At 30.5% G+C, this 26998-nt stretch carries 31 protein-coding genes; 22 read left to right on the top strand and 9 right to left on the bottom strand.

Features of this window, described 5'->3' with window-relative positions; translation table 11 throughout:
• Positions 1-21: 21 nt before the first annotated feature.
• From larC to larA, 4 genes are read right to left on the bottom strand one after another with little or no spacing between them, the layout of a single operon-like run.
• Entirely contained in the window at positions 22-1212 is a 1191-nt protein-coding gene (gene larC, locus BDW25_RS08240) for a nickel pincer cofactor biosynthesis protein LarC (protein ID WP_133945373.1), read from the bottom strand.
• Entirely contained in the window at positions 1209-1985 is a 777-nt protein-coding gene (gene larB, locus BDW25_RS08235; RefSeq protein ID WP_002448916.1) for a nickel pincer cofactor biosynthesis protein LarB, read from the bottom strand. The genes larC and larB overlap by 4 nt, the downstream gene beginning before the upstream one ends.
• Before the next feature lie 12 nt (positions 1986-1997).
• Positions 1998-2825, bottom strand: a complete 828-nt coding sequence (gene larE / locus BDW25_RS08230; protein WP_133945371.1) for an ATP-dependent sacrificial sulfur transferase LarE — start codon at positions 2823-2825, stop codon at positions 1998-2000.
• An 18-nt stretch (positions 2826-2843) separates the two neighbouring features.
• Positions 2844-4112: a nickel-dependent lactate racemase gene (larA, locus tag BDW25_RS08225; protein ID WP_071860102.1), complete on the bottom strand. Its 1269-nt coding sequence runs from the start codon at positions 4110-4112 to the stop codon at positions 2844-2846.
• Between the two features lie 222 nt (positions 4113-4334).
• Between larA and adhP the strand changes: the two genes are divergently transcribed.
• The 14 genes from adhP to BDW25_RS08160 all read left to right on the top strand — a co-directional run bounded on the left by adhP (position 4335) and on the right by BDW25_RS08160 (position 16633).
• Positions 4335-5345: an alcohol dehydrogenase AdhP gene (gene adhP, locus BDW25_RS08220; RefSeq protein ID WP_133945369.1), complete on the top strand. Its 1011-nt coding sequence runs from the start codon at positions 4335-4337 to the stop codon at positions 5343-5345.
• A gap of 181 nt (positions 5346-5526) precedes the next feature.
• On the top strand, positions 5527-5667 hold the full coding sequence (locus tag BDW25_RS10905; protein WP_002448878.1) for a hypothetical protein: 141 nt from the start codon (positions 5527-5529) through the stop codon (positions 5665-5667).
• 369 nt (positions 5668-6036) lie between these two features.
• Positions 6037-6453: a YwiB family protein gene (locus tag BDW25_RS08215; RefSeq protein WP_133945367.1), complete on the top strand. Its 417-nt coding sequence runs from the start codon at positions 6037-6039 to the stop codon at positions 6451-6453.
• Positions 6450-8111, top strand: a complete 1662-nt coding sequence (gene argS / locus BDW25_RS08210) for an arginine--tRNA ligase (RefSeq protein WP_070671541.1) — start codon at positions 6450-6452, stop codon at positions 8109-8111. Before BDW25_RS08215 ends, argS begins: the two co-directional genes overlap by 4 nt.
• A 79-nt stretch (positions 8112-8190) precedes the next feature.
• Entirely contained in the window at positions 8191-8838 is a 648-nt protein-coding gene (locus BDW25_RS08205; RefSeq protein WP_087436578.1) for an endonuclease III domain-containing protein, read from the top strand.
• Positions 8839-8928: 90 nt separating this feature from the next.
• Positions 8929-9690 (top strand): MerR family transcriptional regulator, encoded by a 762-nt coding sequence (locus tag BDW25_RS08200; protein WP_133945365.1) that lies wholly within the window; start codon positions 8929-8931, stop codon positions 9688-9690.
• Positions 9691-9765: 75 nt separating this feature from the next.
• The gene (locus BDW25_RS08195) at positions 9766-10269 is read left to right on the top strand and encodes a DUF805 domain-containing protein (protein WP_133945363.1); all 504 of its coding nucleotides are present in this window, start codon (positions 9766-9768) and stop codon (positions 10267-10269) included.
• 203 nt (positions 10270-10472) lie between these two features.
• The gene (locus BDW25_RS08190) at positions 10473-11393 is read left to right on the top strand and encodes an ABC transporter substrate-binding protein (RefSeq protein WP_002455682.1); all 921 of its coding nucleotides are present in this window, start codon (positions 10473-10475) and stop codon (positions 11391-11393) included.
• A 190-nt stretch (positions 11394-11583) separates the two neighbouring features.
• On the top strand, positions 11584-12540 hold the full coding sequence (locus BDW25_RS08185; protein ID WP_133945360.1) for a FecCD family ABC transporter permease: 957 nt from the start codon (positions 11584-11586) through the stop codon (positions 12538-12540).
• A 58-nt stretch (positions 12541-12598) separates the two neighbouring features.
• Entirely contained in the window at positions 12599-13303 is a 705-nt protein-coding gene (locus BDW25_RS08180) for an HAD family hydrolase (protein WP_049334986.1), read from the top strand.
• Positions 13304-14098 carry an alpha/beta fold hydrolase gene (locus tag BDW25_RS08175; RefSeq protein WP_002488592.1) on the top strand — a complete coding sequence of 265 codons (795 nt, stop codon included), beginning with the start codon at positions 13304-13306 and terminating at the stop codon, positions 14096-14098.
• 132 nt (positions 14099-14230) lie between these two features.
• Positions 14231-14737, top strand: a complete 507-nt coding sequence (locus BDW25_RS08170) for an SA0570 family protein (protein WP_002448912.1) — start codon at positions 14231-14233, stop codon at positions 14735-14737.
• 206 nt (positions 14738-14943) lie between these two features.
• Positions 14944-15660 (top strand): hypothetical protein, encoded by a 717-nt coding sequence (locus BDW25_RS08165; protein ID WP_002448876.1) that lies wholly within the window; start codon positions 14944-14946, stop codon positions 15658-15660.
• Positions 15661-15817: 157 nt separating this feature from the next.
• Positions 15818-16633 (top strand): alpha/beta fold hydrolase, encoded by an 816-nt coding sequence (locus BDW25_RS08160; protein ID WP_002448923.1) that lies wholly within the window; start codon positions 15818-15820, stop codon positions 16631-16633.
• A 244-nt stretch (positions 16634-16877) separates the two neighbouring features.
• On the opposite strand, the gene sarA is transcribed toward BDW25_RS08160, so the two are convergent.
• The 5 genes from sarA to sroA form a co-directional block, all read right to left on the bottom strand.
• Positions 16878-17252, bottom strand: a complete 375-nt coding sequence (gene sarA, locus BDW25_RS08155; RefSeq protein ID WP_002448898.1) for a global transcriptional regulator SarA — start codon at positions 17250-17252, stop codon at positions 16878-16880.
• A 315-nt stretch (positions 17253-17567) separates the two neighbouring features.
• Positions 17568-18383 (bottom strand): efflux RND transporter periplasmic adaptor subunit, encoded by an 816-nt coding sequence (locus BDW25_RS08150; RefSeq protein ID WP_228777638.1) that lies wholly within the window; start codon positions 18381-18383, stop codon positions 17568-17570.
• A gap of 270 nt (positions 18384-18653) precedes the next feature.
• On the bottom strand, positions 18654-19580 hold the full coding sequence (locus BDW25_RS08145) for a DMT family transporter (protein WP_077700204.1): 927 nt from the start codon (positions 19578-19580) through the stop codon (positions 18654-18656).
• Between the two features lie 181 nt (positions 19581-19761).
• Positions 19762-19983: a DUF2922 domain-containing protein gene (locus BDW25_RS08140; protein WP_002448911.1), complete on the bottom strand. Its 222-nt coding sequence runs from the start codon at positions 19981-19983 to the stop codon at positions 19762-19764.
• 32 nt (positions 19984-20015) lie between these two features.
• A complete protein-coding gene (gene sroA, locus BDW25_RS08135) occupies positions 20016-20222 on the bottom strand; it encodes a sigS mRNA-stabilizing protein SroA (protein WP_002448893.1) in 207 nt (68 codons plus the stop codon).
• Positions 20223-20364: 142 nt separating this feature from the next.
• On the opposite strand from sroA, the gene BDW25_RS08130 reads away from it, so the two are divergent.
• The 8 genes from BDW25_RS08130 to BDW25_RS08095 are packed head-to-tail and all read left to right on the top strand — an operon-like array spanning position 20365 to position 26837.
• Complete coding sequence (locus tag BDW25_RS08130; RefSeq protein WP_002448908.1) at positions 20365-20922, top strand: tyrosine-type recombinase/integrase; 558 nt, start codon at positions 20365-20367, stop codon at positions 20920-20922.
• A 14-nt stretch (positions 20923-20936) separates the two neighbouring features.
• Complete coding sequence (locus tag BDW25_RS08125; protein WP_133945358.1) at positions 20937-23339, top strand: DUF4040 family protein; 2403 nt, start codon at positions 20937-20939, stop codon at positions 23337-23339.
• Complete coding sequence (gene mnhB2 / locus BDW25_RS08120) at positions 23326-23751, top strand: Na+/H+ antiporter Mnh2 subunit B (protein WP_002455676.1); 426 nt, start codon at positions 23326-23328, stop codon at positions 23749-23751. Before BDW25_RS08125 ends, mnhB2 begins: the two co-directional genes overlap by 14 nt.
• On the top strand, positions 23748-24095 hold the full coding sequence (gene mnhC2 / locus BDW25_RS08115) for a Na+/H+ antiporter Mnh2 subunit C (RefSeq protein ID WP_002448875.1): 348 nt from the start codon (positions 23748-23750) through the stop codon (positions 24093-24095). Before mnhB2 ends, mnhC2 begins: the two co-directional genes overlap by 4 nt.
• Positions 24085-25584, top strand: a complete 1500-nt coding sequence (gene mnhD2, locus BDW25_RS08110; protein ID WP_061544202.1) for a Na+/H+ antiporter Mnh2 subunit D — start codon at positions 24085-24087, stop codon at positions 25582-25584. Before mnhC2 ends, mnhD2 begins: the two co-directional genes overlap by 11 nt.
• The gene (gene mnhE2 / locus BDW25_RS08105) at positions 25581-26063 is read left to right on the top strand and encodes a Na+/H+ antiporter Mnh2 subunit E (protein WP_002449146.1); all 483 of its coding nucleotides are present in this window, start codon (positions 25581-25583) and stop codon (positions 26061-26063) included. Before mnhD2 ends, mnhE2 begins: the two co-directional genes overlap by 4 nt.
• Positions 26060-26362 (top strand): Na+/H+ antiporter Mnh2 subunit F, encoded by a 303-nt coding sequence (gene mnhF2 / locus BDW25_RS08100; RefSeq protein ID WP_002449139.1) that lies wholly within the window; start codon positions 26060-26062, stop codon positions 26360-26362. The genes mnhE2 and mnhF2 overlap by 4 nt, the downstream gene beginning before the upstream one ends.
• Positions 26337-26837 carry a Na+/H+ antiporter subunit G gene (locus BDW25_RS08095; RefSeq protein ID WP_002449128.1) on the top strand — a complete coding sequence of 167 codons (501 nt, stop codon included), beginning with the start codon at positions 26337-26339 and terminating at the stop codon, positions 26835-26837. Before mnhF2 ends, BDW25_RS08095 begins: the two co-directional genes overlap by 26 nt.
• The last annotated feature ends 161 nt before the right edge of the window (positions 26838-26998 follow it).

The raw sequence follows: 26998 nt of genomic DNA, 5'->3' as shown, positions 1-26998 counted from the left end.
ATGACTGAGTATCTCGAGTTTTTATTTTTCTAAAGTATCTCCAATATTATAAAACTGATAAACTGATTTCATTACATTATGATAAATCTGTTGAAAAGATTGTTCAGTTTGTTTACTAATAACTCTTAAATCTTCATATTCAGGCTTTATTTTAAAAATTTTTCCATTTTTTAAAGAAAGTTTAATTGAAACATTTCCATATGGCGTTTGAATATCACGAAATGTTCTATCTAAAATTCGACGATTCACTTTATAACTACGTACGCCAAGTGAGGATGTATGTTTTAATATCATATCTTCAATACGCAATTTATCTTCAACTTTACAAATAATAGTTAACTGAGTAGCTGGACGATTTTTTTTCATAATAATAGGGGAATAGTATATGTCTAATACATCGTTTTGTAATGCAGTATCCATAAAATGACCTAACATTTCTGGTGTCATATCATCAATTTGACATTCTAACACTTGTACTTGATCATAACTTGTCTCATTATTTGTAAATTGAATCGCTCTAATTACATTTGGAAAATCAAAATTTTTAGTCCCTGCGCCGTATCCGATATGATGCATTGTAGCAGCTGGAAAAGGGCCGAATTCTGTCACTAAACTTTTAGCAATTGCTGCACCTGTCGGTGTAGTCAGTTCGCTGTGAACGTCAAAGTTTGCTAATGGTATACCTTTTAAAATTTCTGCTGTGGCAGGTGCCGGTACTGGATATATACCATGAGCTATTTTAATTTTCCCATTTCCAGTAGGAATGGGTGAACAGTACAAATGATCGATATTAAGTAATTCTAAAGCGATACACCCTCCAACGATGTCAATGATAGAATCCATGGCACCGACTTCATGAAAATGAACGTTTTTAATAGACATGCCATGAATTTTTGCCTCTGCATGACCAATCGTTTCAAAAATAGACATACTTCTCATTTTTACTCTGTCATCTAAATCACTTTCATCAATCATTTTAAATATATCAGATGCTGTTCGATGGTGATGTGACTCATGAAAATCAATGGATAAAGTCATTGCATGAATACCTTGTTTCATTTCTTTTTTAAAATTTAACTTAAAATTATCAATAGGTAATTTTTTAAGTTCATGTTCTATTTCGTTTGGTGAAACACCTAAGTCTACCAACGCAGATAGGAGCATGTCTCCAGCAATACCTGCATGACAATCTAAGTATAATGCATTACTCATATATTTCTCTCATCCTCATTTTTTTCTAACATATTCATAATCATTGCGGCATTGTACCCTGCGCCAAATCCATTATCAATATTTAACACACTGGTACCTGGTGCACAGCTATTTACCATAGATAAAAGAGTAGTGACACCATTAAAGTTAGCGCCATAACCTACACTGGTAGGAACAGCGTAAACGGGATGGTCTACGAGTCCGCCTACCACGCTTGCAAGTGCACCTTCCATTCCAGCAATGACTATACTTACTTTACCTTGTCGAATTTCATGAATATGTTCAAACAAACGATGTATCCCCGAAACACCAACATCATAGTAACGTTTTACAGTAATGCCCATAAGTTCCGCAGTAATAGCTGCTTCTTCAGAAACCGGTAAGTCTGAAGTTCCGGCACAAAGCACAGAAATATAATATTTTGATTTTTGAACCGAGGCAATTGGAGTACAAACAATGCGAGCTTCAGGATAATATTCTAAATGCGGATGTTTTTCTAATACATAATTTGCTTTTTCTTCATTAATACGTGTAATAAGAATTACATGGTGATGACGAGATAAACTAGTTATAATGGTATCAATTTGTTCTTTTGTTTTACCTTGTCCAAAGATAACTTCTGGAAAACCTTGACGCTTTGCTCTATGTAAATCAATTTTAGCAAAGCCCAATTCGTCGTAATGACTAAGTTGGGCTTTAGCTTCATCAATTGATATTTGGTTTGATTTTACACCTTCGAGCAGATTTTCAATAAAATGTTGATTATTACTCATAAGTGTACGTCCTTATACTAATTTAGTATTTTTTGTATCAATGACTTCGTTCATACTACCTGTGCGGTAACCTTCTAAGTCTACAGTTACATAATCAAAACCTAATTCTTTTAAACGTAACGTAATATTATCTTTATTTTTAATTACTGTAGCTAAATCTTCTTCTGAAACTTCAATACGTGCAATATTTTGGTGATAACGTACACGAACATTGTTGACACCTAAGTTTAAGATATGTTTTTCAGCTTCGTTTACTTTGTTTACTTTAGTGAAACTTAATGATTCGCCATAAGGGATTCGAGAAGCTAAGCTACACAATGCTGGTTTATTCCAAACAGGTAAATCATATTTTTTACTAAGTTCACGAACTTCAGTTTTATATAATTTAGCTTCTTGAAGTACACTACGTACCTTGAATTCATCTCTTGCTTTTAAACCAGGACGGAAATCTTCTAAATCATCCATAATCATACCATCTAATACATAGTTGAAACCTAGTACATCTTTAAAGTCTGTTAATTTGCTATACATTAATCGTTTGCTATAGTACCAACTTTCAGGTGTATTTCTAACAATATTTTCATCTTGTAATTCCGCCATTTCAGTTTCCACAACGTCAATACCTAGTTCATGCCCCAATTCAATAGCTTTATTAAATTCTTCATTTCTGAAAAGTTCTGATTTTACAACGACGGGTTTAACATTTTCTTTACCTAATACATTGATGGCTTTTTTTAATACTAAACTACTATCTACGCCACCAGAAAATGCAATAACAACACTTTCCATTTCTTTTAATAATGTATCTAAAGTATTTTCTTTATTTAATAATTCAGTCATATTTATCAATCCTTTCAATTAGTCTTCATCTTCTACATAAGGAATTGTCAAGGGTCCTTGTGGCATTACACCAATACTCAATTTACGACCATACTGTTCTTCTAAATCAGCAATTGTTTTTTCAATATTTGAAGTAGGATTTAACATTGAATCTTTTAATTGTTGGTCAGTAAGTTCTGAGTAAACATACACATTTGCGAAGGTTTGAATGCTTGCCTGTTTTTGTACTTGCCATTGGTCAACCTCTGAAAAGTTTGGATCATGAATTAAATCTAAGATACCTTGTGGTGTATCAGCCATTTTGAAAATTTCAGCAAATTTACCATGGTCTGGAAAACCATCTGCGCATTCTGAAACCATAATAATATTCCCATCTTTTTTAACAACTTTACTTGCCGCACTCATACCTTTAACGGTTTGATATAAATTTTGATCGAGTGGATAACCAGAATTTGAAGCAATGACAACATCAAAGCGATCATCACATTTAAACATGGCATGTTCTTTAACATATGCACACCCTTCTTTATGAGCTTCAAATACATCACCACCAAAAGCTTCAGTGATTTGTTTATCTTTATTTAAAGCGACATTTAACATAAAGTTTGGTTTACACATGTTATTAACTTCACGTGCCATATCTTGAACAGGATTATCTTCTAGGTTTCCCCAAGTCGATCTTGGATCACCAATCATTTTTGCATTATGAAATGTTTGAATGGTTTCAAGACCAGCGATGCCAGGCATGATTCCTTTAGGTCCACCAGAAAAACCTGCAAAGAAGTGAGGTTCGATAAAGCCAGTAACAATTTTAAAATCAGATGCTACATAGTCTTTATTTAAGTAAGCATCGCAACCATATTTACTGTGTCCAACTTTAGTAAGATTTTCTTTTTCATTGCAGTGATTCTGAACGATTTTAACAGAATCAACGATATCTTCTCCTAACATTTGAATTAATTCATCACGTGTTTGATCACGATGTGTTCCTGTGCCATTAATAATGACGAAATTTTCACGAGGAACGTGATTTAATTCTTCAATGAGTAGGGGGACCAGTATATGGTTAGGTGTTGGACGTGTAATATCGCTTATGACTATTGAAACAATATCATCCTTATTTACTAATTCTTTTAATGGTTTTGAGCCAGTAGGATGTCTTAAGACATTTTGAATTGCTGAAGTATAATCTTCAAGGGCCTCGATATTTTGTGGTTCTATGACTGTACTATCATCTGGCACTTCGACTTCAACTTCGGATTTCCCATATAAAACATGTGTTTTCACAGTTTTCCCCTCCAATAAGTCATGATGATAAATAGTAAATTATATGTTTATTACAATTAAAAGTATAGCATATTTAATGCTCGTTTTTTAATTAAAGGAAATTAATAGAAATATAAGTAATTAAATAATTAATCATAAAAAAAGTAAAATATTTCCATTTTTGTAAGAATTTACATATAATGAAATTAGGTTGTAATTATATTGAATAAGGAGTGATTTGCCATGAAAGCAGCAGTAGTAACGCATAATCATAAAGTAAATGTGGAAAACAAAGAATTACGTAACTTAGAACCAGGTGAAGCTTTAGTTCAAACAGAGTATTGTGGTGTATGTCACACAGATTTACACGTTAAAAATGCAGATTTCGGAGATGTAACAGGTCGAACTTTAGGACATGAGGGTATTGGACGTGTAATCAAAATAGCAGATGATGTGACATCTTTAAAAGTAGGTGATCGCGTTTCTATTGCTTGGTTATTTGAAAGCTGTGGTCATTGTGAATATTGCACAGCAGGCCGTGAAACTTTATGTCGTAATGTGAAAAATGCAGGTTATACAGTTGATGGTGCGATGGCGGAACAAGTAATTGTTACAGCAGACTATGCAGTTAAAGTACCTGAAACTTTAGATCCAGCAGCAGCGTCTTCAATTACATGTGCAGGCGTAACCACATATAAAGCAGTTAAAGTAAGTCAAATTCAACCAGGTCAATGGATTGGGATATTCGGTATTGGTGGTTTAGGTAACTTAGCATTACAATATGCGAAAAATGTATTCAACGCTAAAGTGGTTGCTTTTGATATTAGTGACGATAAATTAAATTTTGCGAAAGAACTAGGTGCAGATGCAGTTGTTAACACAAAAAATCAAGATACTGTTGAAGAAGTTAATAAATTAACTGATGAAAAAGGACTTGATGCAACAGTAATTACAGCTGTAGCTAAAACGCCATTTAATCAAGCAGTAGATGTTGTTAAAGCTGGCGCGCGTGTTGTAGCGGTTGGTTTACCTGTTGAAAAAATGGATTTAGAAATTCCTCGTTTAGTTCTCGATGGTATCGAAGTGGTAGGTTCTTTAGTGGGAACACGACAAGACTTAAAAGAAGCATTTCAATTTGCTGCTGAAGGTAAGGTTATACCTAAAGTTCAAACACGTGAATTAGAAGAAATAAATGATATTTTTGAAGAAATGGAAAAAGGAACTATTACAGGTCGAATGGTAATTAAATTCTAATATATTAATAAAAAAATATATAAAGGTTTTATTTCATAGGTGCGGAGAAGATAATGAAGCAAAAGTATTTATTTCTGGGAAATAAGGTACAGTTAATCTAATTTAGTTATTAAGAAATGTTATTTAATGATATAATTATTTAAAAGATTATATCTAATTTATGGAGTAAAGAGGACAGCAAATGAAAAATATCTTATTATTTGTATCATCAATCGGTTTCGGCATCATTTTCTTCTATAAATATAGAACACTTTTAGAAAAATATCATTATGATATTGTTGAACTTGAATCAAAAGCAGACATATTAGAAAGAAAAAAGTAATACCATGATACTAATGGTGACATTCAAAACATAATAGCTTGGAAAAATAGAGTCTGAGACTTAAAACATAAGCATCTTAGACTCTTTTTCATTACATAGAAGTAGATAATTAAATTAAAAACACAGGATATCAAGATTTTTTAATTGTAGCAGGGCCCCAACACAAAGACTTTCAAAGAGAAAGTCAACAGGTAACGTAAGTTGGGGAAAGGACTTAAATGGGACAATGAACGCAAAATGACTTTTGTTTTACTGACGTTGTTATGATAACTATTTAACTAATGTTGATAGAATTTTGTTAACTTCAAGCACTATAGGATTTATGCTATAATGTGGTGTAATATTTTAAAGATTAAGGTGAGTCAGACGTTGGATAAGAATATACACATTCAAACGAAACAAGTCTTAAAACAAAATGGAGAAACACAAACATTTGAATTTTCTTCTCAAGGATCATGGCAACAAAAACATGCCGATTATATTCGATATCAAGAACAAATTGAAAGTGCAGTTGTTAGTGTAACAATTAAAATTGAAGACAATGGCGTGAAGTTGATACGTAAAGGTGATATCAATATGAACTTACACTTCGTTGAAGGTAAGGACACTACAACACTTTACACTATACCAGCAGGACGCATTCCATTAATAGTAAGAACTAAGAGTATTTTACATTTTGTAAATGAAAATGGTGGAAAATTAAAAATACAATACGAATTACATCAAAATGACGAAAAAATGGGCTCATATCAATATGAAATTAAGTATAAGGAGATAGGCGAATGAATATTATTGAAAAAGTAAAGAAAACTTTAATACAAGAAATTGAAGCAAGTATTAAAAAAGCAAATCTAGCAGAAGATATTCCTGAAATTAAAGTTGAAATCCCTAAAGATACTAAAAATGGAGACTATTCTACTAATATTGCAATGGTCTTAACTAAAATTGCTAAACGTAATCCACGCGATATTGCTCAAGCTATTGTAGACAATTTAGATACAAGTAAAGCAAACGTAAAACAAGTAGATATCGCTGGTCCAGGATTTATCAACTTCTATTTAGATAATCAATATTTAACAGCTGTCATCTCAGAAGCAATTCAAAAAGGGGATAAATTTGGTTATGCGGAAGAACCAAAAAACAAAAAAATATTATTAGAATATGTATCAGCAAATCCAACTGGTGACTTACATATTGGACATGCTCGAAATGCTGCTGTAGGTGATTCACTAGCAAATATTTTAATTGCAGCTGGTTACGATGTAACACGTGAATATTATATTAATGATGCTGGTAATCAAATTACAAATTTAGCACGTTCAATTGAAACACGTTTCTTTGAGGCATTAGGGGATACAAGCCATGAAATGCCAACAGATGGCTATAATGGTAAAGACATTGTCGAAATTGGTAAAGACTTAGCCAAAAAACATCCGGAAATGAAAGATTACTCTGATGAAGAACGCTTAAAAACATTTAGACAACTGGGTGTTGATTATGAAATGGATAAATTGAAAAAAGATTTATCAGATTTCAATGTTCATTTTGATAATTGGTTTAGTGAAACATCACTATACGAAAATGGTGCGATTGATAATACATTAGAAAAAATGCATGAGTTAGGCTATACGTATGAAGCAGATGGTGCCACTTGGTTACGTACGTCAGACTTTAAGGATGATAAAGATAGAGTACTAATCAAAAAAGATGGTAACTATACGTACTTTACACCTGATACAGCGTATCACTACAATAAAATTAATCGTGGCAATGATATTTTAATTGATTTAATGGGTGCAGATCATCATGGTTATATTAATCGTTTAAAAGCAAGTTTAGAAACATTTGGTGTAGATAGCGATCGTTTAGAAATTCAAATTATGCAAATGGTTCGTTTAATGCAAAATGGCGAAGAAGTTAAAATGAGTAAACGTACAGGTAATGCAATTACGTTACGTGAAATTATGGATGAAGTAGGTATTGATGCGGCGCGCTATTTCTTAACAATGCGTAGTCCTGATTCGCACTTTGATTTTGATTTGGAACTTGCAAAAGAGCAATCTCAAGATAATCCAATTTATTATGCACAATATGCACATGCACGTATTTGTTCGATTTTAAAACAAGCTAAAGAAAAAGGTATTGAAATAGACAAAAACGCTGATTTTAGCACCATTACAAATGAAAAAGCGATTGATTTATTGAAGAAAGTAGCAGAGTTTGAGCCTACAATTGAGAGTGCTGCTGAAAGTCGTGCACCACATCGATTAACTAATTATATTCAAGACCTAGCTTCAGCATTCCATAAATTCTATAATGCTGAAAAGGTATTATCTGATGATATTGAAAAAACAAAAGCACATGTTGCTCTTATTGAAGCTGTTAAAATTACATTACACAATGCATTAGCATTAGTGGGTGTATCAGCACCAGAATCAATGTAATATAAATAATTTTAAGTTAAACGCACCTTTACGAATACTTATTTGTGAAGGTGTTTATTTTTTATAGAAAGGTAAAAAGATGTCAATGATGACTACAGAACAACTTTACAAAGCATTATTAAAACATATGGGGCCTCAAGGATGGTGGCCAGCAGATACACGTGAAGAGATTATATTAGGTGCTATATTAGTTCAAAATACAAACTGGAATAATGCTGCACTTTCTCTTAGACGGCTGAAAGAAGCAACCCATTTTGAACCTCAAAACATATTAGATCTGCCGATAGAAGAACTAAAAATATTAATCCGCTCTAGTGGTTTCTATAACAATAAAGCAAAAGCAATTTCTACATTATTCAACTGGTTAAATCAATATCAGTTTGATTATTGCAAAATTAATGAAGTATATGGAGAACATTTAAGAAATGAATTACTTAAACTACATGGTATTGGAAGTGAAACAGCAGATGTATTGCTAGTCTACATTTTTGAGAGGGTTGAATTTATTCCTGATCATTATACACGTCGGTTATATAGAAAACTCGGTTATGCCAATACTGAGAATTACGATAAATTAAAAAGACATGTTGAATTACCTTCAAACTTTACAAATCAAGATGCAAATGATTTTCATGCTTTACTAGATAATTTTGGGAAAAATTATTTTAATGGCTCCATTGAACAAAGATATCATTTCTTAGATCCATATTTTACAAATATGGATTGACCTTAACGTGACGTCATAGCTTAGTCTCTTTTATAGAGAGATGAAAAGAGAAGTGAATCAAATAGATTAAGAAAAAGGCAGGATGTCAGAATGGAAAATCAGGTATACTTTACACCCAATGACGTGAGTCATATTACCGAAGTAACTAAACGCACACTTCATTATTACCATGAAATTGAGTTGCTTGTGCCAACTTATATTGCATCTAATGGTTATCGCTATTATTCTTCTAAGGATATCTCTAAATTACAGACCATTCAATTTCTAAGAGAACTGAATTTATCATTAGCAGATATTCAACTTTATTTTAGTAACAGTATAGAAGAGAAAAATATAATATTAGAAAATAATTATCAGTGTATTGTTGCACAAAGAGATCAATTAAACAAAATGATTCATTTTCTTAATCATCATCTCGTTAATCATAGAAAAGAGGAGATTAATATGAGTAAATGGAATAATGATAATATACAACATCAATATGAGAAAGAAGCTGAAATGAAATATAGTCATACTCCTTATTATCAAGCTTTTAAAGAGAATCAAAAACAATTGAATTCTACAGAAAAACAACAAAATAATAAGAGAACAATGGAGAGGTTACATTCATTCTTTGATAAAATGAATGAATTATTCATTGCAAACTATAAAACAAATCATATACAGGTTAAACAAGCTATTTCTGAACTAAAAGATATTCTTCAGACACAAGTACCTAACGTAGATGAACAATTTTTAGAATATATTGCCTCGATTTATGAGAATGATGAGCGATTTGCTAAAACAATTAATAACAAACGACACGATAATTTAAATCAGTATATTGCTGATGCGATTCGAAATGATATTTAATAAAAGATGTTTTTAAGTTCTATAATATGTGATGATATATGTATAATATATCTGATGAATAAAAGGAGCTTAAACATGATAGAAGCATTCAAATTATTTTGGCAAAATTATTTTAATGTAAAAAGTCGAACTAGAAGACGTCATTATTGGTTTGCTATTTTAGCTAATTGTATTATTTTAGTGATCATTAGTTTACTTTTTAATATCATTACTTTGGGGTTAAATGGAGGGCATACATTTTTTGATATTGTGTATGAAATCATTGATATCATTATTTTTATAGGAACGTTTACGATGACGGTGCGTCGTTTACATGATACAGGGCACACATTGGTTCTGCCTCTTATTATTTTAATATTTACTTTAATTAGAAAAATTTCAAGTATTGTAGATCGAACATACGGTATTTCAGTTGATGGTGTTTTCAACGGAATGATTGCGCTTGAATTAGGAATTATGGTGGCAGCTATGTCTTTAGTCTTACTTATTATTCTTGTGATCACTTTTGCATTTACACTAAAAGATAGTGATGAGGGGACAAATAAGTATGGCCCAAATCCTAAAATAGCTACTGTATAGTATGAAAAAAGTAAGGATACAGAATGTATTTTGAAATCTGTTTCCTTCTTTTTTTATTTTGAAATAGAATTAAATCATTAAGTTTAACCAATAATATAAAATTACACAATAAAAATTTATAGAATTAAATTAATGATATAAATAATTTGGTATGATAAATATATGAAATAAACAAAATTGTGAAAGGAAGGTATGGTTTATAAATGAACAATAAGAAGCTGTGGATTATTTTATTTACATTAGTATTAGTTTTAGCAGCGTGTGGACAAAACCAATCGAGTGAAAAAGGACATCATTCTACGCACTCAACTGAGCAAGAAACAATGGATCACAATGATAATACTCATACATATCATCGTATTATATCTTTGATTCCAAGTAATACTGAAATATTATATAGACTTGGTCTTGGAAAAAATATTATAGGTGTATCAACAGTTGATGATTATCCAAAAAACGTGAAAAAAGGCAAGCAACAATTTGATGCAATGAACTTAAATAAAGAAGCACTTTTAAAAGCTAAACCTGATTTGATTTTAGCTCATGAATCTCAAAAATCATCTGCTAAAAAAACACTTGATAGTTTAGCTGATAGTGGTGTGAAGGTAGTATATGTTAAAGACGCTCAGTCTTTAAATCAAGTCTACGATTCATTTGAGCAAGTAGGTAAAGTGACGCATCATGAAAAAGAGGCGAAACAGTTAGTCAAAGAAACAAAAGATAATGTTCAAAAAGTAATTGAATCAATTCCAGCACATCATAAAAAACAGAGCGTTTTTATAGAAGTGTCTTCAAAACCTGAAATATATACAGCAGGAAAAGAAACCTTTTTCAATGATATGATAGAAAAACTAGATACAAAAAATGTATTTTCAAATGTTAGTGGATGGAAAGCAGTAGATAAAGAAAGTATTATTAGAAAAAATCCTGATATTTTAATTTCAACTGAAGGTATTTCAAAAGAAGAATATTATGAAGTGATTAAAGAACGTGATGGTTTCTCTGAAGTCAACGCAGTAAAAAATGAACGTGTGGAAACAGTCAATGGTGACGAAATTTCACGACCAGGACCTCGTATAGATGAGGGGATGAAAGAATTACGTGATGCAATTTATAAACGTTAAAACGTTAAGATGAGAGACTTTTCAAAAGCCTACAACGATATTGATAATGTTGTAGGCTTTTTATACAACATAGAGTCTTGTAAATTGAGTAAAACAGAGAAAGAATCATTTTGTAATCTTATTTTAATTAGTAGTAAGGATATATTCATTGTAATATAGGAAATAAATAATAATTGAAATGTGAGTGGAAATGAAACGACATCTATATTTAACATTTTCAGTTTGGACATTTTGCTTATGTGTCATCATAGCTATAAGTCTTTTTTGGGATTTAGGGTCATTACATCAAGCATTTAATCAAATGATTTTTTTTAAAGTTAGAGTTCCTAGAACATTTGAGGCGCTTATGGTAGGAGCTATATTAACGTTGACGGGTCAATTATTTCAAACGGTATTAAATAATCCTTTAGCAGATAGCTTTACACTTGGTTTAGCGAGTGGAGCGACTTTTGGATCAAGTTTAGCTATATTTTTAGGCGTATCTTTTCTATTTATTCCAATTTTTTCTATCATTTTTAGTGTCACGACACTTTTACTTGTTGTTATAATGACAATCGTATTGTCTAGAAATTTTCCAATTAGAGTACTCATCATATCTGGACTTATGGTAGGCGCTTTTTTTAATGCATTAATATATATACTTACACTCATTAAACCAGAACGTACGAATCGTATGTTAGCCTATTATTTTGGAGGATTTGCGAATGCCGAAATGAATGAGCTCGTTTATATTACAATGGTTTCTTTGCCAATCATTATTGTGATATATAGTTTAGTTACACCAATTAAGCTCTTGCAATTAGGAGAAGCTAAAAGTAAGTCTCTAGGGTTAAATGTGCAATGGATAACATTTATTGTACTTTTGTTAACATCTATTATGACAGCTATAGCAGTAGCGTTTATAGGTGTGATAGGTTTTATTGGCATCATTGTACCTCAATTAATTAGACGATATTATTTTCAATATAGTCTTGCTATACAAATGACATTAAACATATTGATAGGTGCATTAACGATGCTATTCGCTGATGTTATAGGGAAGATGGTTATCAATCCAGTGCAAATTCCAGCAAGTATTATTTTATCACTTGTTGGGATACCCATATTATTTTATATTTTAGTCACTCAATCTAATACAACACGTTAGTGAAGTGAACAAAAATTATTAAAATAAGAATAATTATATTGATAAGAGGTAAATAAAAATGGACTTAAGCCAAATCAAAGCAGTTGTGTTCGATTTAGAAGGCACATTATTGGATAGAACTAAGTCTCGAGATAAATTTATAGAAGAACAATATGAACGTTTTCATGATTATTTTGTACATGTACAACTTGCTGACTTTAAACATAAATTTATAGAATTAGATGATGATGAAGATAACGATAAACCTTATGTATATAAAGAGATAATAAAACAATTTCACATCGATAGATTGAAATGGAAAGATTTATTTCATGATTTCGAAATGCATTTCTATCGATATGTATTTCCATACTACGACACATTATACACACTTGAAAAGTTGTCAGAGCATGATTATTTACTAGGTGTAATTGCAAACGGGAAATCAAAGATCAAACAATTTCGGATTTATTCATTAGGAATAGAACATGTGATTAATTATTTATCAACTTCTGAAACAGTAGGTTACCGCAAACCTCACCCACGTATTTTTGAAGATATGATTGATCAACTTGGCGTCTTACCAGAAGAAATTATGTATGTTGGAGATGATGCCTTAAATGATGTTGCTCCTGCACGTGCTATGGGAATGGTAAGTGTTTGGTATAAACAAGAAAATGCTGAATTAGAACCTTTAGAAGAAGAAGTAGATTATATCATTACAACAATAGAAGAGCTCTTAACGATTTTATCCGTAAATAAACAAAAAAAAGGAGATAATTAAATGGAATTATTTACAAGAAAAGGTGGATTTACATTAAATTACAATACTATGGGACAAGGATACCCAGTAGTGCTTGTACATACTGCGTTTGAAAATGCTTCAATTTTTCAAAATTTAGCTCATGAACTTTCAAAAACATTTCAAGTCGTATTATTGGATTTACGTGGTCATGGATATTCAGATAAACCACGACATATTAAATTCAATGAATTTGCAGATGATATTATTTTATTATTAGATTATCTCTACATAGATCAAGCGGCTTTTATTGGCCATGAAATGGGTGCTACAATTATTGCGCATTTATCAAAGCAATATCCAGAGTATGTATCTTCGTTAACAATGATCAATCCGACATCTATTGAAGGAGAGTTACCAGAAGAACGATTGTTTAGAAAATACGCACATAAAATCCGTAACTGGAATGAAGATAAACAAGAGAAGTTTTTAGATAAACATCGCTATTATAAACATCGTAAAGTGAATAAGTTCTTAAAAAATGTCGAAGATACTAATTCAATTTCTACTAAAGAAGAGACAGAAGCAGTAGATGAAGTATTTAAACAAAGAGGAATTGCAAAAGTATTTGAGTACATCACTAAACCCACATTTATAGTTGCAAGTGCTTATGGAGAAAGAATAACATCTCTTGAATCTAAAGAAGTAGCAGATTTAATAGGAAATGTATATTTCGAAGTGTATTCGAAGTCAAGCATGTATCCTTTTGAAGAAGAACAAGAGAAGTTTATCCATGATGTGACACCTTTTATAAAAAAACATATGCCTCAACACTAAATAGTATTGTTTACCAATATTAATGCATTATAAAAATGAAATATTTTGTAATGTTTTTGTAATGTTTCTGTTATTTTGGTCATAAATAGGGTATACTGTAATTAAGCATAAAAGAAAAAGGAGCGAGTGCTTATGAAAAAGTTAGCAACAGCCCTATTAGTTTCTGGACTAGTAATGACAGGAGTAGGCTATAATCATGCTGAAGCAGCTAGTGGTAATTCGATTCAGACTGTACAACAATTAACTCAAGGTCAAAAAACATTAGAAAATGTGACTATAGGTGAATCAATTAAAAATGTTATTAATCACTATGGCACACCTATTTATTCATATAATCCAAATAATCAAGAAAAATACTATGAATTCCATACAAACAAAGGTGTATTAGTTGTTACTGCAATCGGTAAAAAAAATACTGGTTATGTAACTAGAGTATCAATGACTTATAATCAAGCCAATGGTCCAACTTATCAAAAAGTAGCACAAAGTGTAGGTAAAAAAGCCATTAAACGCGTTCAATATAATAGTGTAAGTGGCAATTTTGCTTATATTCAAAACGGTAAAACAAGCTATCAATTTGGTTCAAGCTCACCTAAAGACAAAGTATTAAAACTATATCGTATTGACATTAATAAATAATGTAATGAAGTAGTTAGTTAAAGTTACGTATCATCGATTTCATTTAAAAGATAATGAAATATACAGAAGTAGGATAACGAATTCCATCTGGAATTCGTTATCCTACTTCTTTTTTACGAAAAGAAATCAATTGAAATCTATGATAAAATGTTGAAATGAATGAATTGAATGTATTTTAAAACTTGCATTCGATAAAGGAGCAACATATGCGATCAAACGATAAATTATTACTTGAAAATGTGAATGATTATTTTACTCATAAAGGCATGCCCCCTAAACTTATCGATGACATTAAAGAAAATATAAGTAACGACTTTAAAAAATCCGAAGAAAAAAAGCAAGATTATCTTGATTTTAGGGGAAAAGCAACGGCTCAAATTATCTTAATTATTCAACGGAATTTATTTGGTTTACAATTGAATCCTATTATATTTTTTATTATCAATTTTATTTTAATTTCATATTTATATGATAAGCAATACGTTCCATTCCAAGCTGCAACCATATTATCTTTGTTTTATTGTATTGTTATTTTCCCGATTACTATTTTTATTCATATACAAATTGCTCGGAAAAAATATTTATATAGTAATCGCACAGAGATAATCATAGGCTATATGATTGCAATTATTGCCTTAATTCTTATTATTATGCGTGCATTTAATCTCACTATAGGCATTGTTCCTATTACTATGTATAGTCATCAATTTATTTTCTTTATGGGACTTATAATGAGTTTATGCGGGGTTATTTTTAAAAGATTAGAATATACAGCAGTAGGTTTATTATTCTCTCAAAAGACGATTGATGCTGTTATTGTAAATTCAAATGTCGCTCAAACTGTTTCACTTATCATTTGGATTATTATCGTCGTATTAATTGTTACATATACTATACGATTATCATCTAGAAGAAGTATTTAATAAAATATATGATTTTAACTCAACCATGATGAATAGGGTTGAGTTTTTTATTTAAATTATATAAAAATTTTTAAATAAAAAAATAATTAATTGTATACATGTTTATAGCGTTAAATATGTTTTAGTGGGTATAGTAAATACTAAGGGAGGTGCCGATATGAAAAAAATTGAAACGTTTAATCAAATAAAGATAGCTTATCAAGATGTAGGTACAGGCATTCCCGTTATTTTAATTCATGGTTTAGATGGTAATTTAGCTGGGTTTTACTCATTAAAAAAAGAGTTGAAAAAACACTATAGAGTCATTGTTTACGATGTGAGAGGTCATGGAAAATCTACACATCCTATGAGTTATAACTTAAATGATCACATTAAAGATTTAACTATGTTAATGCGGCAATTAGGTATTAAAAGCGCACATTTATTAGGGCATGATATGGGTGGAATGATTGCACAAGCTTTTACCGAAAAATATAAAGATAAAGTGCGATCTTTAACAATTATATCTTCTAAATCTGAAGATATTGTTCATGGTTTTACAAAGTTAATGATTGAGCACCAAGATAAAGTAGCGGGGTTTAATAAATCTGAAGCGTTACTTATATTATTTCCATATATTTATAAGAAAAATGATGTTGCAATGAAGTGGTTTCAACGTCAACGCTTATATAGTAAACAAGACGATGAAGATAGTGCAGTAGCATCAAGAGCCTTATTAGATACAGAGAATCAATCAAATACAGTCACACATGAGATCAATGTTCCAACTATGATAGTAGATGGACGTTATGACCCAATTATTATCAATAAAGAGAATCAACAGTTTGAAAATCAATTTAAAAATATAAATTATGTTTTATTTAATGAATCAGGGCATGCACCTCATATAGAAGAAGAAGAGAAATTTTTAACATTATATTTAAATTTTGTAGAAAAAAATGATGTATCTAATACTACAAATCTATTGATATAAAAATGTAAGCATAGAGTCAAAATTATCTATAATCGAATATCTAAGAAAACAGAACAATCTAAAGAGCGGTGTTCTAGATATAAAGAATGATTAAACAGTGTTTATAAATATTAGAATGAAGTTATTTTACAGAAAACAACATCATATAATATGAATTATGGCTATAAAAGAGGCCCGTAGACAAATGTTATCTACGGGCTATTATTCTAGGTTTTTTAAGTTCTAGTCTCTTTATGGTTTACTATTATAATTCTGTTTCTTTGTTAGCTTCTTCAATTCGTTTGTTAACTCTATTAAGTAGCTCATCAATTTTTGTACGTTGCGTTGCATTTACAAGAATCAATACTGTTCTTTCATCATGCTCATTACGTTTTTTATCGAAGTAATCTTCTTGAGATAAATTTTTCACTGCTTTTACTACTTGAGGTTGCTTGTAGTTTAAGTGATTAATAATATCTTTTAAATAATATTCTTCTTCTTTACTTTGACTAATATAAGTTAAAACAGCAAATTCTTCAAAGCTGATCGAAAATTCTTTTTTAATAATGCTTTTTAATTTATCTGCATAAGTAATCATTGCTAATAATTCAAAGCAGTCATTGATTTTTGAAATAGCCATTTTAAGACCTCCCCAACTAATATTCTCTCTATTTTTTATGCATCCGTTAAATTTATCTATATATAACGTCATCTATTAGTTTAAAAAAGCTATTAATAATTTAGATTAAATAAATTAATTTAATTCTATGTTATTTAGTTAATTATAACTAAATAAAATTAGAAAGTAAACGAAAATGTACTTAATAAAACAATGTTTTGATTAATTAATACTTTGTTTATAAAAATAAGCAAATTTTATAAAAGATTTAATTAAGAACAATTATTATGATGCCCCATATTATAAAATTAAAGTTTAATATACTAAAACAAAAGATTATTCGGTGCTTTCTAACAAAGATGCAGAAGGATGCGTAATAATTTTATCTCCAATATTTAATCCATTGGATACCATAATATACCCACTTTTTTTACTTTTAATATATTTAATATTTCTTTTTATAATTTTTTTATTATGTATAACTAGAACATAATTTTTATTGTAAATGACTTTATCGGGTAATTCATATTCTGTTGTTCCTAAGTGAAGATCAAAATGGTATCCAATAGGGTAGGAAGGATCTGTAGAAATATCTACATAATAAAAAGAGGAAGAGGTCTCAGTTTTATAAGGAATAGAAGAAATAGATAAAATTTTCCCTTCAAATTGCCTAGTGTTTTTAATAGAAACTTGAACAAGTTGATTATTTTTAAGTTGTTTAAGTTGAGATTCCTTGATTTTAGCATGAATGATTCGTTCATCACTATTAATTTGCATAATTTCAGTATGAGATTTTGAAGGGAAAGGCTGAAGTACAGTGACTCGACCTTTAATAGGAGCATAAATGCGTGTTTGAAGTTGTTGTTGTAAATTGAGTATATCATTAGATAATTGAACTTGTTGGTTGAAGTTATCGGAGGATATTTTATTTGAGTGCTGTATTGAAGATAAAAGTTTCTTTTTTGCAAGAATATGTTTTTCGATGTGTGGATTATAATATTTAAATATGGGTGTATCTTTAGATATAATCTCGTTATTTTTTACTAGAATATCTGAACTAATACCTAATGAGGGCTCATAATAAAGTGTATAACTTTGTTTAGCTTGCTGAACGCCTTGAAAAGAAAGAGGGTAATGAGGTTTTACAGTCATCGTTTCTATTTTGCTTAAATGAGTCGTTTTAGGAATTTTAGAATAAATATAAAATCCAAACAAAATAATAAGGATAAGGAGGAGAGTTAGCATTATTGATAAGGGGGATAAAAACTTTTTCAAATATAATCACCTCTAAACATTAATATGCATTTATTATACAAGTTTAGAGCTAAATACAACATAACGAAATGATGACATCAAAAAAGTCTTCTCAATTATTGCATTAAGAAGACGAAGATTTAGATAAAAGTTTAATTTTAGTAGCCATTAAAATAAACGTAATAAAACAATACCAATTGCTATAGCGATTAATCCTATAAATTTACGGAAAGTCATTTCATTTTTAGGTACACCAATGCCAAAGTGATCAATAATGACGCCCATTATCATTTGGCCAAGCATTGCGACAATAGTTGTAAGAGCAGCACCTAAATAGGGCATTAATATAATATTAGATGTAACGAATACGACGCCTAAAATCCCACCAATAAAATAGAGTGGTTTAATACGACCGAGATGCTGTTGTGATAGTTTAATTTTTAGACTTCTATTAAATATTATTGTTAGAATAAATAACGCAATAGTTCCAATAGTAAAAGAAACTAGTGCAGCGAATAAAGAAGAATCCATTTGCTTTGAAAGCCCGCTATTGATTGTAGTTTGTAGTGGAGGCGCAAATCCGAAAATAAAGCCAATTAACAACCAAATATAAAGTGAGATATTTCTTTTATCTTTAAGTTTATTTTTAGGTAGATGGTTCATAAGAAGAATTCCGAATAATAAAACGAGAATCCCCACACCTTTTAAAAAAGTAAAAGATGTTTGATTGGCCCCAAGTAACCCCAATGTATCAATCATAACACCCATTATGATTTGACCAGCAACTGTCATCACAACCGTAAGTGCTGCACCTAATCTTGGAAGAAGTAATAAGTTACCTGTTAAGAAACATACACCAAGCAAGCCACCAACCCACCAATGATAATCAATAGAGTGACCAGCATAAAATGAGCTTGAGAACATTTGGATATTAAAAATGATATTAAGTATTAATAAAAATAGAGTTCCTACAAAAAAAGAAATCGTAGAGGCATAAAAAGATGACTCTGTAAATCGACCTAATCTAGAATTAATCGATGTTTGAATAGGAACCATCATACCAGCAATAATTCCAAGTACAAATAAAAAAAGCAAACGTAATTCCTCCATTATTTTTACTATCAAATACGATTATTATACGTAAATTTATAAAAAAATTCTATACTAAAAAAAGAGAACGGATAAAACTCTTTTAGAACGCTTTATCCATTCTCAATCTACTGTTTAGAAGACGTGAAGTAAAATTTGATATTGTAACATACGTCTACTATGTCAATTAATTTAATTCAAATAAAACTGTTGTTGTTTTATCTACAATCTGAGCTGAAGCGACTTTGCTTGGAGCGCCACTGGTAAATCTTAAAACATCTAATTTAACGATATTTTCCATTGCTGATTGTACATTAGCCTCTGTTATTGTTGCTGAAATTTGTGGTAATTGTAACTTAGCTGTTTTGTTTAGATTTGTCTTAAATATGAGTTCTAAAGTTTTTGACATTGTTCATACCTCCTTTTTAATAAAATCATTCATTAAACTAATCCTTGGGTTTTTACAACTTCAACTTTATCGAAAGATTCTTCAATCAAATTTGAAATTGTTGTTACAAATGATTTGATGTCTGCTTCAGAAGCACGTGTATTAATGTTATTAAATCGACGTTTAATTTCTTTAGCTTTTCCATTTGTATCATGTGTAACGTGAGTACAAATAACAGATAACTGAGTAATTTCGTTCATCTTACTTTCACCTCCTTACACTTTATATATCGAAAATATTTTTAAAAAAAGTAACTTAAAATCAAAAAAAGTTGAGCGAAATATTTCAATGTTACTAAAATATGATATATCATTAAATAAGAAACTTTTTTGAGGTGGATAAATGAATTATGTAGAACCTATTAAGAAAAAGAATGATATTAAGAAGATGTATCACGTGTTACAAACGAAATCAGACAGAGATTATCTTTTATTTAAACTGGCGATACATACAGGTATGCGACTTACTGACTTATTACATCTTAAAGTTGAAGATATAAAGAATAAGGAAAATAAAGAAATAAAGACAGCTTGGATTCAACAAAGCGCTCCATTTATCAAAATTATGATACCTTCTGATTTAAGAAATGAATTTGATACATATATCTATGAAAATCAGTTGAAAGATCATCATCTTTTATTTCAGTCTCTTCGTACACATAAAGAACTTTCACGTCAGCAAGCTTATCGAATTATTCACCACGCAGCTAAAGAATTAGGCCTTTTACATATTGGTTTAACTACTCTACGTAAAACTTTTGCATATCATGCTTATAAATCGGGTATTTCTATTGCGATTATTCAAAAATATTTAGGACACCAGACTACGCATGAAACTTTGAAATTTATTGGCTTGTCACCTAAAGAAGATCATCATACAATTATTGCTTTAAATTTATAAAAAGGAGGGCTTTGATGAGTTTAATTTATTTACTAGGGGCACTTTTACTAATCATAGGTATGGTTCTAATCACTTTATTTATTAGACCTCTAAGACGCTATGCAGGATATATTTCCCTATTCGCTCCAGTGATTGCTTCTGTTTACTTCTTATCTCAAATTCCTAATGTACTTCATCAGAAAGTGATTTCTTTTAAACTAGCTTGGATGCCAGCCATTGATTTGAATTTAGATTTAAGACTAGATGGACTTGGATTAATGTTTGCTTTAATTATTTCTATTATAGGGATAGCTGTTTTCTTTTACGCTACCCAATATTTAACACCTAATGGTGATAACTTACCTAGATTCTTCATATACTTACTTTTATTTATGTTTAGTATGTTAGGTATAGTAATATCTAATAATACCATCCTTATGTATATCTTCTGGGAACTCACAAGTGTTTCATCTTTCTTACTTATTTCGTATTGGTATAGTAATGCAAATAGTCAGCTAGGTGCAATACAGTCGTTTATGATTACGGTATTTGGCGGCTTAACATTATTAACAGGTTTTATTATGTTGTACATAATGACAGGTACGAATACAATTACTGAAATTTTATCGCAAGGTCATCATATTAGCGAGCATCCTTTATTTATTCCAATGATCATTATGATGCTTATTGGAGCTTTCACAAAATCAGCTCAATTTCCATTTCATATTTGGTTACCTAAAGCTATGGCTGCCCCAACCCCTGTAAGTGCCTATCTACATTCAGCAACAATGGTTAAAGCAGGTATATTTTTACTTTTTAGATTCACACCTGTATTAGGCTTAAGTAATAGTTATATTTATATTGTTACTTTTGTAGGATTAATCACAATGATGTTTGGATCTCTTACAGCTTTAAGACAATACGATTTGAAAGGAATTCTTGCCTATTCTACAGTTAGTCAACTTGGGATGATTATGACAATGGTCGGTTTAGGTGGAGGTATTGCGCAGCATCCAAGCGGACCAATGGCTAAAATTTACACATTAATTTTATTTGCAGGCTTGTTCCATGTCATGAATCATGCATTATTTAAATGTACGTTATTTATGGGCGTAGGTATTATTGATCATGAAGCGGGCACAAGAGATATTAGAAAATTAAATGGCATGAGAAAATTCTTTCCTAAAATGCATTTGAGTATGACGCTTGCTGCATTATCAATGGCAGGAGTACCATTTTTAAATGGTTTTTTAAGTAAAGAAATGTTTTTTGATTCTTTAGTTAAATCTATTGAATTAGAGCAATTTAGTTTAACTTTAACCATCATAATTGTGGCATTAGGCGTGATTGCAAGTATATTCACGTTTGTCTATGCAGTTTACATGCTAAAAGAAACATATTGGGGAGAATTTAATGAAAAAGAAGTTCCTAAAAAGCATATTCATGAGCCATGGTTGTTCAGTTTACCAGCAATGATCTTTGCTGTGATGCTACCTGTTATCTTCTTTATCCCAAATACCTTTACGCATCCGATTGTTTTACCTGCATTAAGAAATGTCACAAACTTAGGTATCCAAGTCGATAAGATGGCACCACATGTATCCCAGTGGCATGGCATTAATTTACCACTTATTTTTAGTATCATTGTTATTATTTTAGGAATTATTTTAGCAACAAAAGTAAATTGGAAAGTGTTAACGCATCGCTTAATCAAAACAGCGTCTATTACAAATTTCTATCGTAAAGCTTATAGTGTATTTGAACATTATGCTGGCTGTAGTATTCGTGGTGTAATGACGAACCGATTAAACTACTATAATGTGATTACACTTTTAGTGTTTTCACTATTTGTAGCGTATGGCTTTTTAAGAGTAGGGTTTCCGAAACTACATCTAATGCATGTTACTGACTTTGGATCTTTAGAAGTACTGCTTGCTATTTCAATCAGTGTTGTTGGTATAGCACTTGTCTTTATAAGACAACGTTTAACGATGGTAATATTAAATGGAATTATTGGCTATTCAGTTGCATTATTTTATTTGATCATGAGAGCACCTGATTTAGCTTTAACACAACTTGTAGTAGAGACGATGACTACAATATTATTCATTGTTAGTTTTTCACGCTTACCCAATATTTCACGTAAGAAAGCAGATAAGAAAAAAGAAATGATGAAAATTGTTGTAGCATTCATTTTTGCAGGCGCAGTGGTAACCCTTGTGTTTATGGCACAACAAGGTGATGGTTTAGAAACAATTTCTAAATATTATATGAATGCAAAAGAACTCACAGGTGGTAAAAATATTGTGAATGCCATTTTAGGTGATTTTAGAGCACTTGATACTATGTTTGAAGGTTTAGTATTAATTATTGCTGGTTTAGGTATTTATACATTATTAAATTACAAAGATCGGAGGGGTCAAGATGAAAGAAAATGACGTAGTCTTAAAAACAGTAACTAAAATTGTTGTATTCATTTTACTTACTTTTGGTTTTTACATTTATTTAGCAGGTCATAATAATCCAGGAGGAGGATTTATTGGTGGTCTCGTCTTTAGCTCAGCTTTTATCTTGATGTTTTTAGCTTTCGATGTAAAAAAAGTATTGGATAGTTTACCTATCGACTTTAGAAAATTAATGATTATTGGAGCACTTATTTCTTTAATCACAGCAATTGCGCCTACCTTTTTTGGCAAATCATTTTTATATCAAAGTGAATTTACACTTCATTTACCAATATTTAATGAAATGCATATTACTACAGTGACGATTTTCGAATTAGGCATAGTACTTTCAGTAGTGGGTGTGATTGTCACAATTATGTTGGCATTGAGTGGGGGTAAATCATGAATCTTATTTTATTACTTATCATAGGATTTCTCGTATTCTTAGCGACATACATGATATTATCTTTAAATTTAATTCGTATTATTGTAGGGATTTCGATTTATACGCATGCTGGTAATTTGATTATTATGAGTATGGGTCATTATAGTGACCACGTAACAGAACCGCTTATTCGTGGTTCAAATACCAACTATGTCGATCCATTATTGCAAGCACTTGTTTTAACTGCAATTGTTATTGGATTTGGTATGACAGCTTTCTTACTTGTATTAGTTTATCGAACATATCGTGTTACAAAAGAATCAGAAATTGATGTGCTTAGGGAGGATGAAGATGATGAACAGTAACTTATTAATCCTTCCGATTCTCTTACCACTTCTTTGTGCATTATTACTTGTATTTACGAAGAATAAAAATAGAGTTTCGAAGATTTTATATATTGGAACAATGACGGTTAATACGCTTATTTCGCTAGCTTTATTGATTTATGTGATGAATCATAAACCAATCACTTTAGATTTTGGTGGTTGGAAAGCACCTTTTGGTATTCAATTTTTAGGTGATACTTTAAGTTTACTCATGGTAACAGTCGCTTCTTTTGTAGTGACTTTAATTATGGCGTATGGATTTGGACCTGCTGAAGAACGTGTGAATCGCTATTATTTACCAACATTTATTTTATTTTTAACTACCGGTGTGATTGGTGCTTTTTTAACTTCTGATTTATTTAACCTCTATGTGATGTTCGAAATTATGTTGCTTGCATCATTTGTGCTTGTAACATTAGGACAATCAATAGAACAATTAAGAGCAGCCATTGTCTATGTTGTTTTAAATATTATTGGTTCTTGGTTATTTTTATTAGGTATTGGCTTACTTTACAAATTAGTAGGGACATTAAACTTTTCTCAAGTTGCATTACGCTTAGATGATATTCACAATAATGAAATGGTAGTGGTCATTGCAATTGTATTTATGATTGCATTTGGCTCAAAAGCATCGTTAGTTTTATTTATGTGGTTACCTAAAGCTTATGCAGTATTAAATACTGAGCTCGCAGCTTTATTTGCAGCTTTAATGACGAAAGTGGGAGCATATGCTTTAATTCGTTTCTTTACTTTATTATTTGATCAACATCCAAATATTACACACCCCATACTTGTATTTATGTCTTGTATTACGATGATTATTGGTGCTTTTGGAGTCATTGCATTTAAAGACATAAAGAAAATTGCAGCATATCAAGTTATTTTATCAATTGGTTTTATTATTTTAGGCTTAGGATCAAATACATTTGCTGGAATTCATGGTGCTATTTTTTATCTAACAAATGATATTGTAGTAAAGACATTATTATTCTTTATTATTGGTAGTTTAGTTTATATGTCTGGTTATAGAGAATATAAGTATTTATATGGTTTGGCAAAGAGAGAGCCTTTCTTTGGCGTAGCATTTATCGTTATGATTTTCGCGATTGGCGGAGTTCCTCCATTTAGTGGGTTCCCTGGTAAAGTGCTTATTTTTCAAGGTGCGGTTCAAAATGGTAATTATATTGGATTAGCGCTCATGATTTTAACAAGTCTTTTAGCAATGTATAGTCTATTTAGAATACTATTTATTATGTACTTTGGAGATGCAGATGGCGAGCAAGTTGATTACAACCCATTGCCTGTTCATCGAAAATGTATGATTGGCATACTAACTGTAGTTGTACTAGTTATGGGTCTTGCGGCACCAATTGTTATGAATGTTACTAAAAATGCAACAGAGTTAAATACAAATGATGCTTACTTCCATCACTTAGTTAATCCACATTTAAAGGAGGAGAATAAATGAGACAAATTGTATTGAATATCTTAATTGCTTTTCTATGGGTACTCTTTCAAGACCAAGGTTCTTTTTTATTCTCTACCTTTGTATCTGGCTATCTTATAGGATTAATTATCATTTATATACTTCATCGATTCTTTGGTCAAGAATTTTATTTAGTAAAAATATGGGTAGCTATTAAGTTTTTAGCCATATATTTGTATCAGTTAATTACTTCAAGTCTTAGTATCATTAAATATATTTTATTTAAAACAAAAGATATGAATCCTGGTCTTCTCACATATGAAACAGAGTTAAAAAGTGATTGGGCCATTACATTTTTAACCATTTTAATTATTATTACGCCTGGATCGACAGTGATTAGAATTTCAAAATTAACCAATAAATTTTTTATTCATAGTATAGACATTTCTGAAAATGAAAAAGCTAATTTGTTAAAAAGTATTAAACAATATGAACGTTTAATTATGGAGGTGTCACGATGATCCAAGCGATGACTAACTTTTTTAGTACAGGAGCTTTAATATTATTTGGTATTGCATTTATTATTGGATTGTTTCGTTTGATTAAAGGTCCTACAACAGCAGACAGAGTCGTAGCATTTGATGCAGCCAGTGCTGTAATTATGTGCATTGTTGGGGTGGTTAGCGTGATTTATGGTACTGATGCGTATTTAGATTCAATTATGTTAATTGCGATTATTTCATTTGTAAGCTCTGTATCTATTTCTAGATTTATTGGAGGAGGTCGGGTATTCAATGGAACTCATAAAAAGCGTCACTGAGTTGATTGCGTCTATCCTTATTTTTCTAGGAAGTATTATTGCAGTGATTAGTGCAATAGGCATTGTAAAATTTCAAGATGTTTTTTTACGTAGTCATGCTTCCACGAAAAGTTCAACGCTTTCTGTATTACTTACTTTAATCGGGGTATTAATATACTTTACAACGGTGCAAGGTTTCTTTAGTGTTCGTTTATTATTATCCATTGTCTTTATTAATTTAACGTCTGCTGTTGGTATGCACCTTGTTGCTAGAGCAGCGTATCGAACTGGAGCATATATGTATAGAAAAGATGATGCACCAAGACAATCTTCCATTTTATTAAGTTCAAAAGAATTTAATACAAGGGAGGAGTTAAAAAGTCGTGCTAAAAAAAGAGAAGAACAACGAGAAAAACTGTATTATGATATTAAAAACCATAGAGCTGAAGAAAGAAAACAACAAGGGGATAAAAATATTGAAGATTTAGAAGAATAATTGTAAATCTTAATAATTTTTAAATGAATTATTTTGAAAGTGCAAGTTAGTTAATCTGAATATAGTTTAATGATAAAATTGATATTGATTGAGAGCATAAAAACGGTAGATAATAACTATATACGTTTAGAATACATAAGATGACAATGTATCTTATATCT

Origin of the sequence: Staphylococcus sp. AtDRG32 (assembly GCF_004365845.1) — a bacterium.
GTDB classification, from domain to species: Bacteria; Bacillota; Bacilli; order Staphylococcales; family Staphylococcaceae; genus Staphylococcus; species Staphylococcus hominis.
The sequence above is the reverse complement of the archived record's forward strand: the minus strand, read 5'-3'. Positions and strand labels throughout refer to the sequence as shown.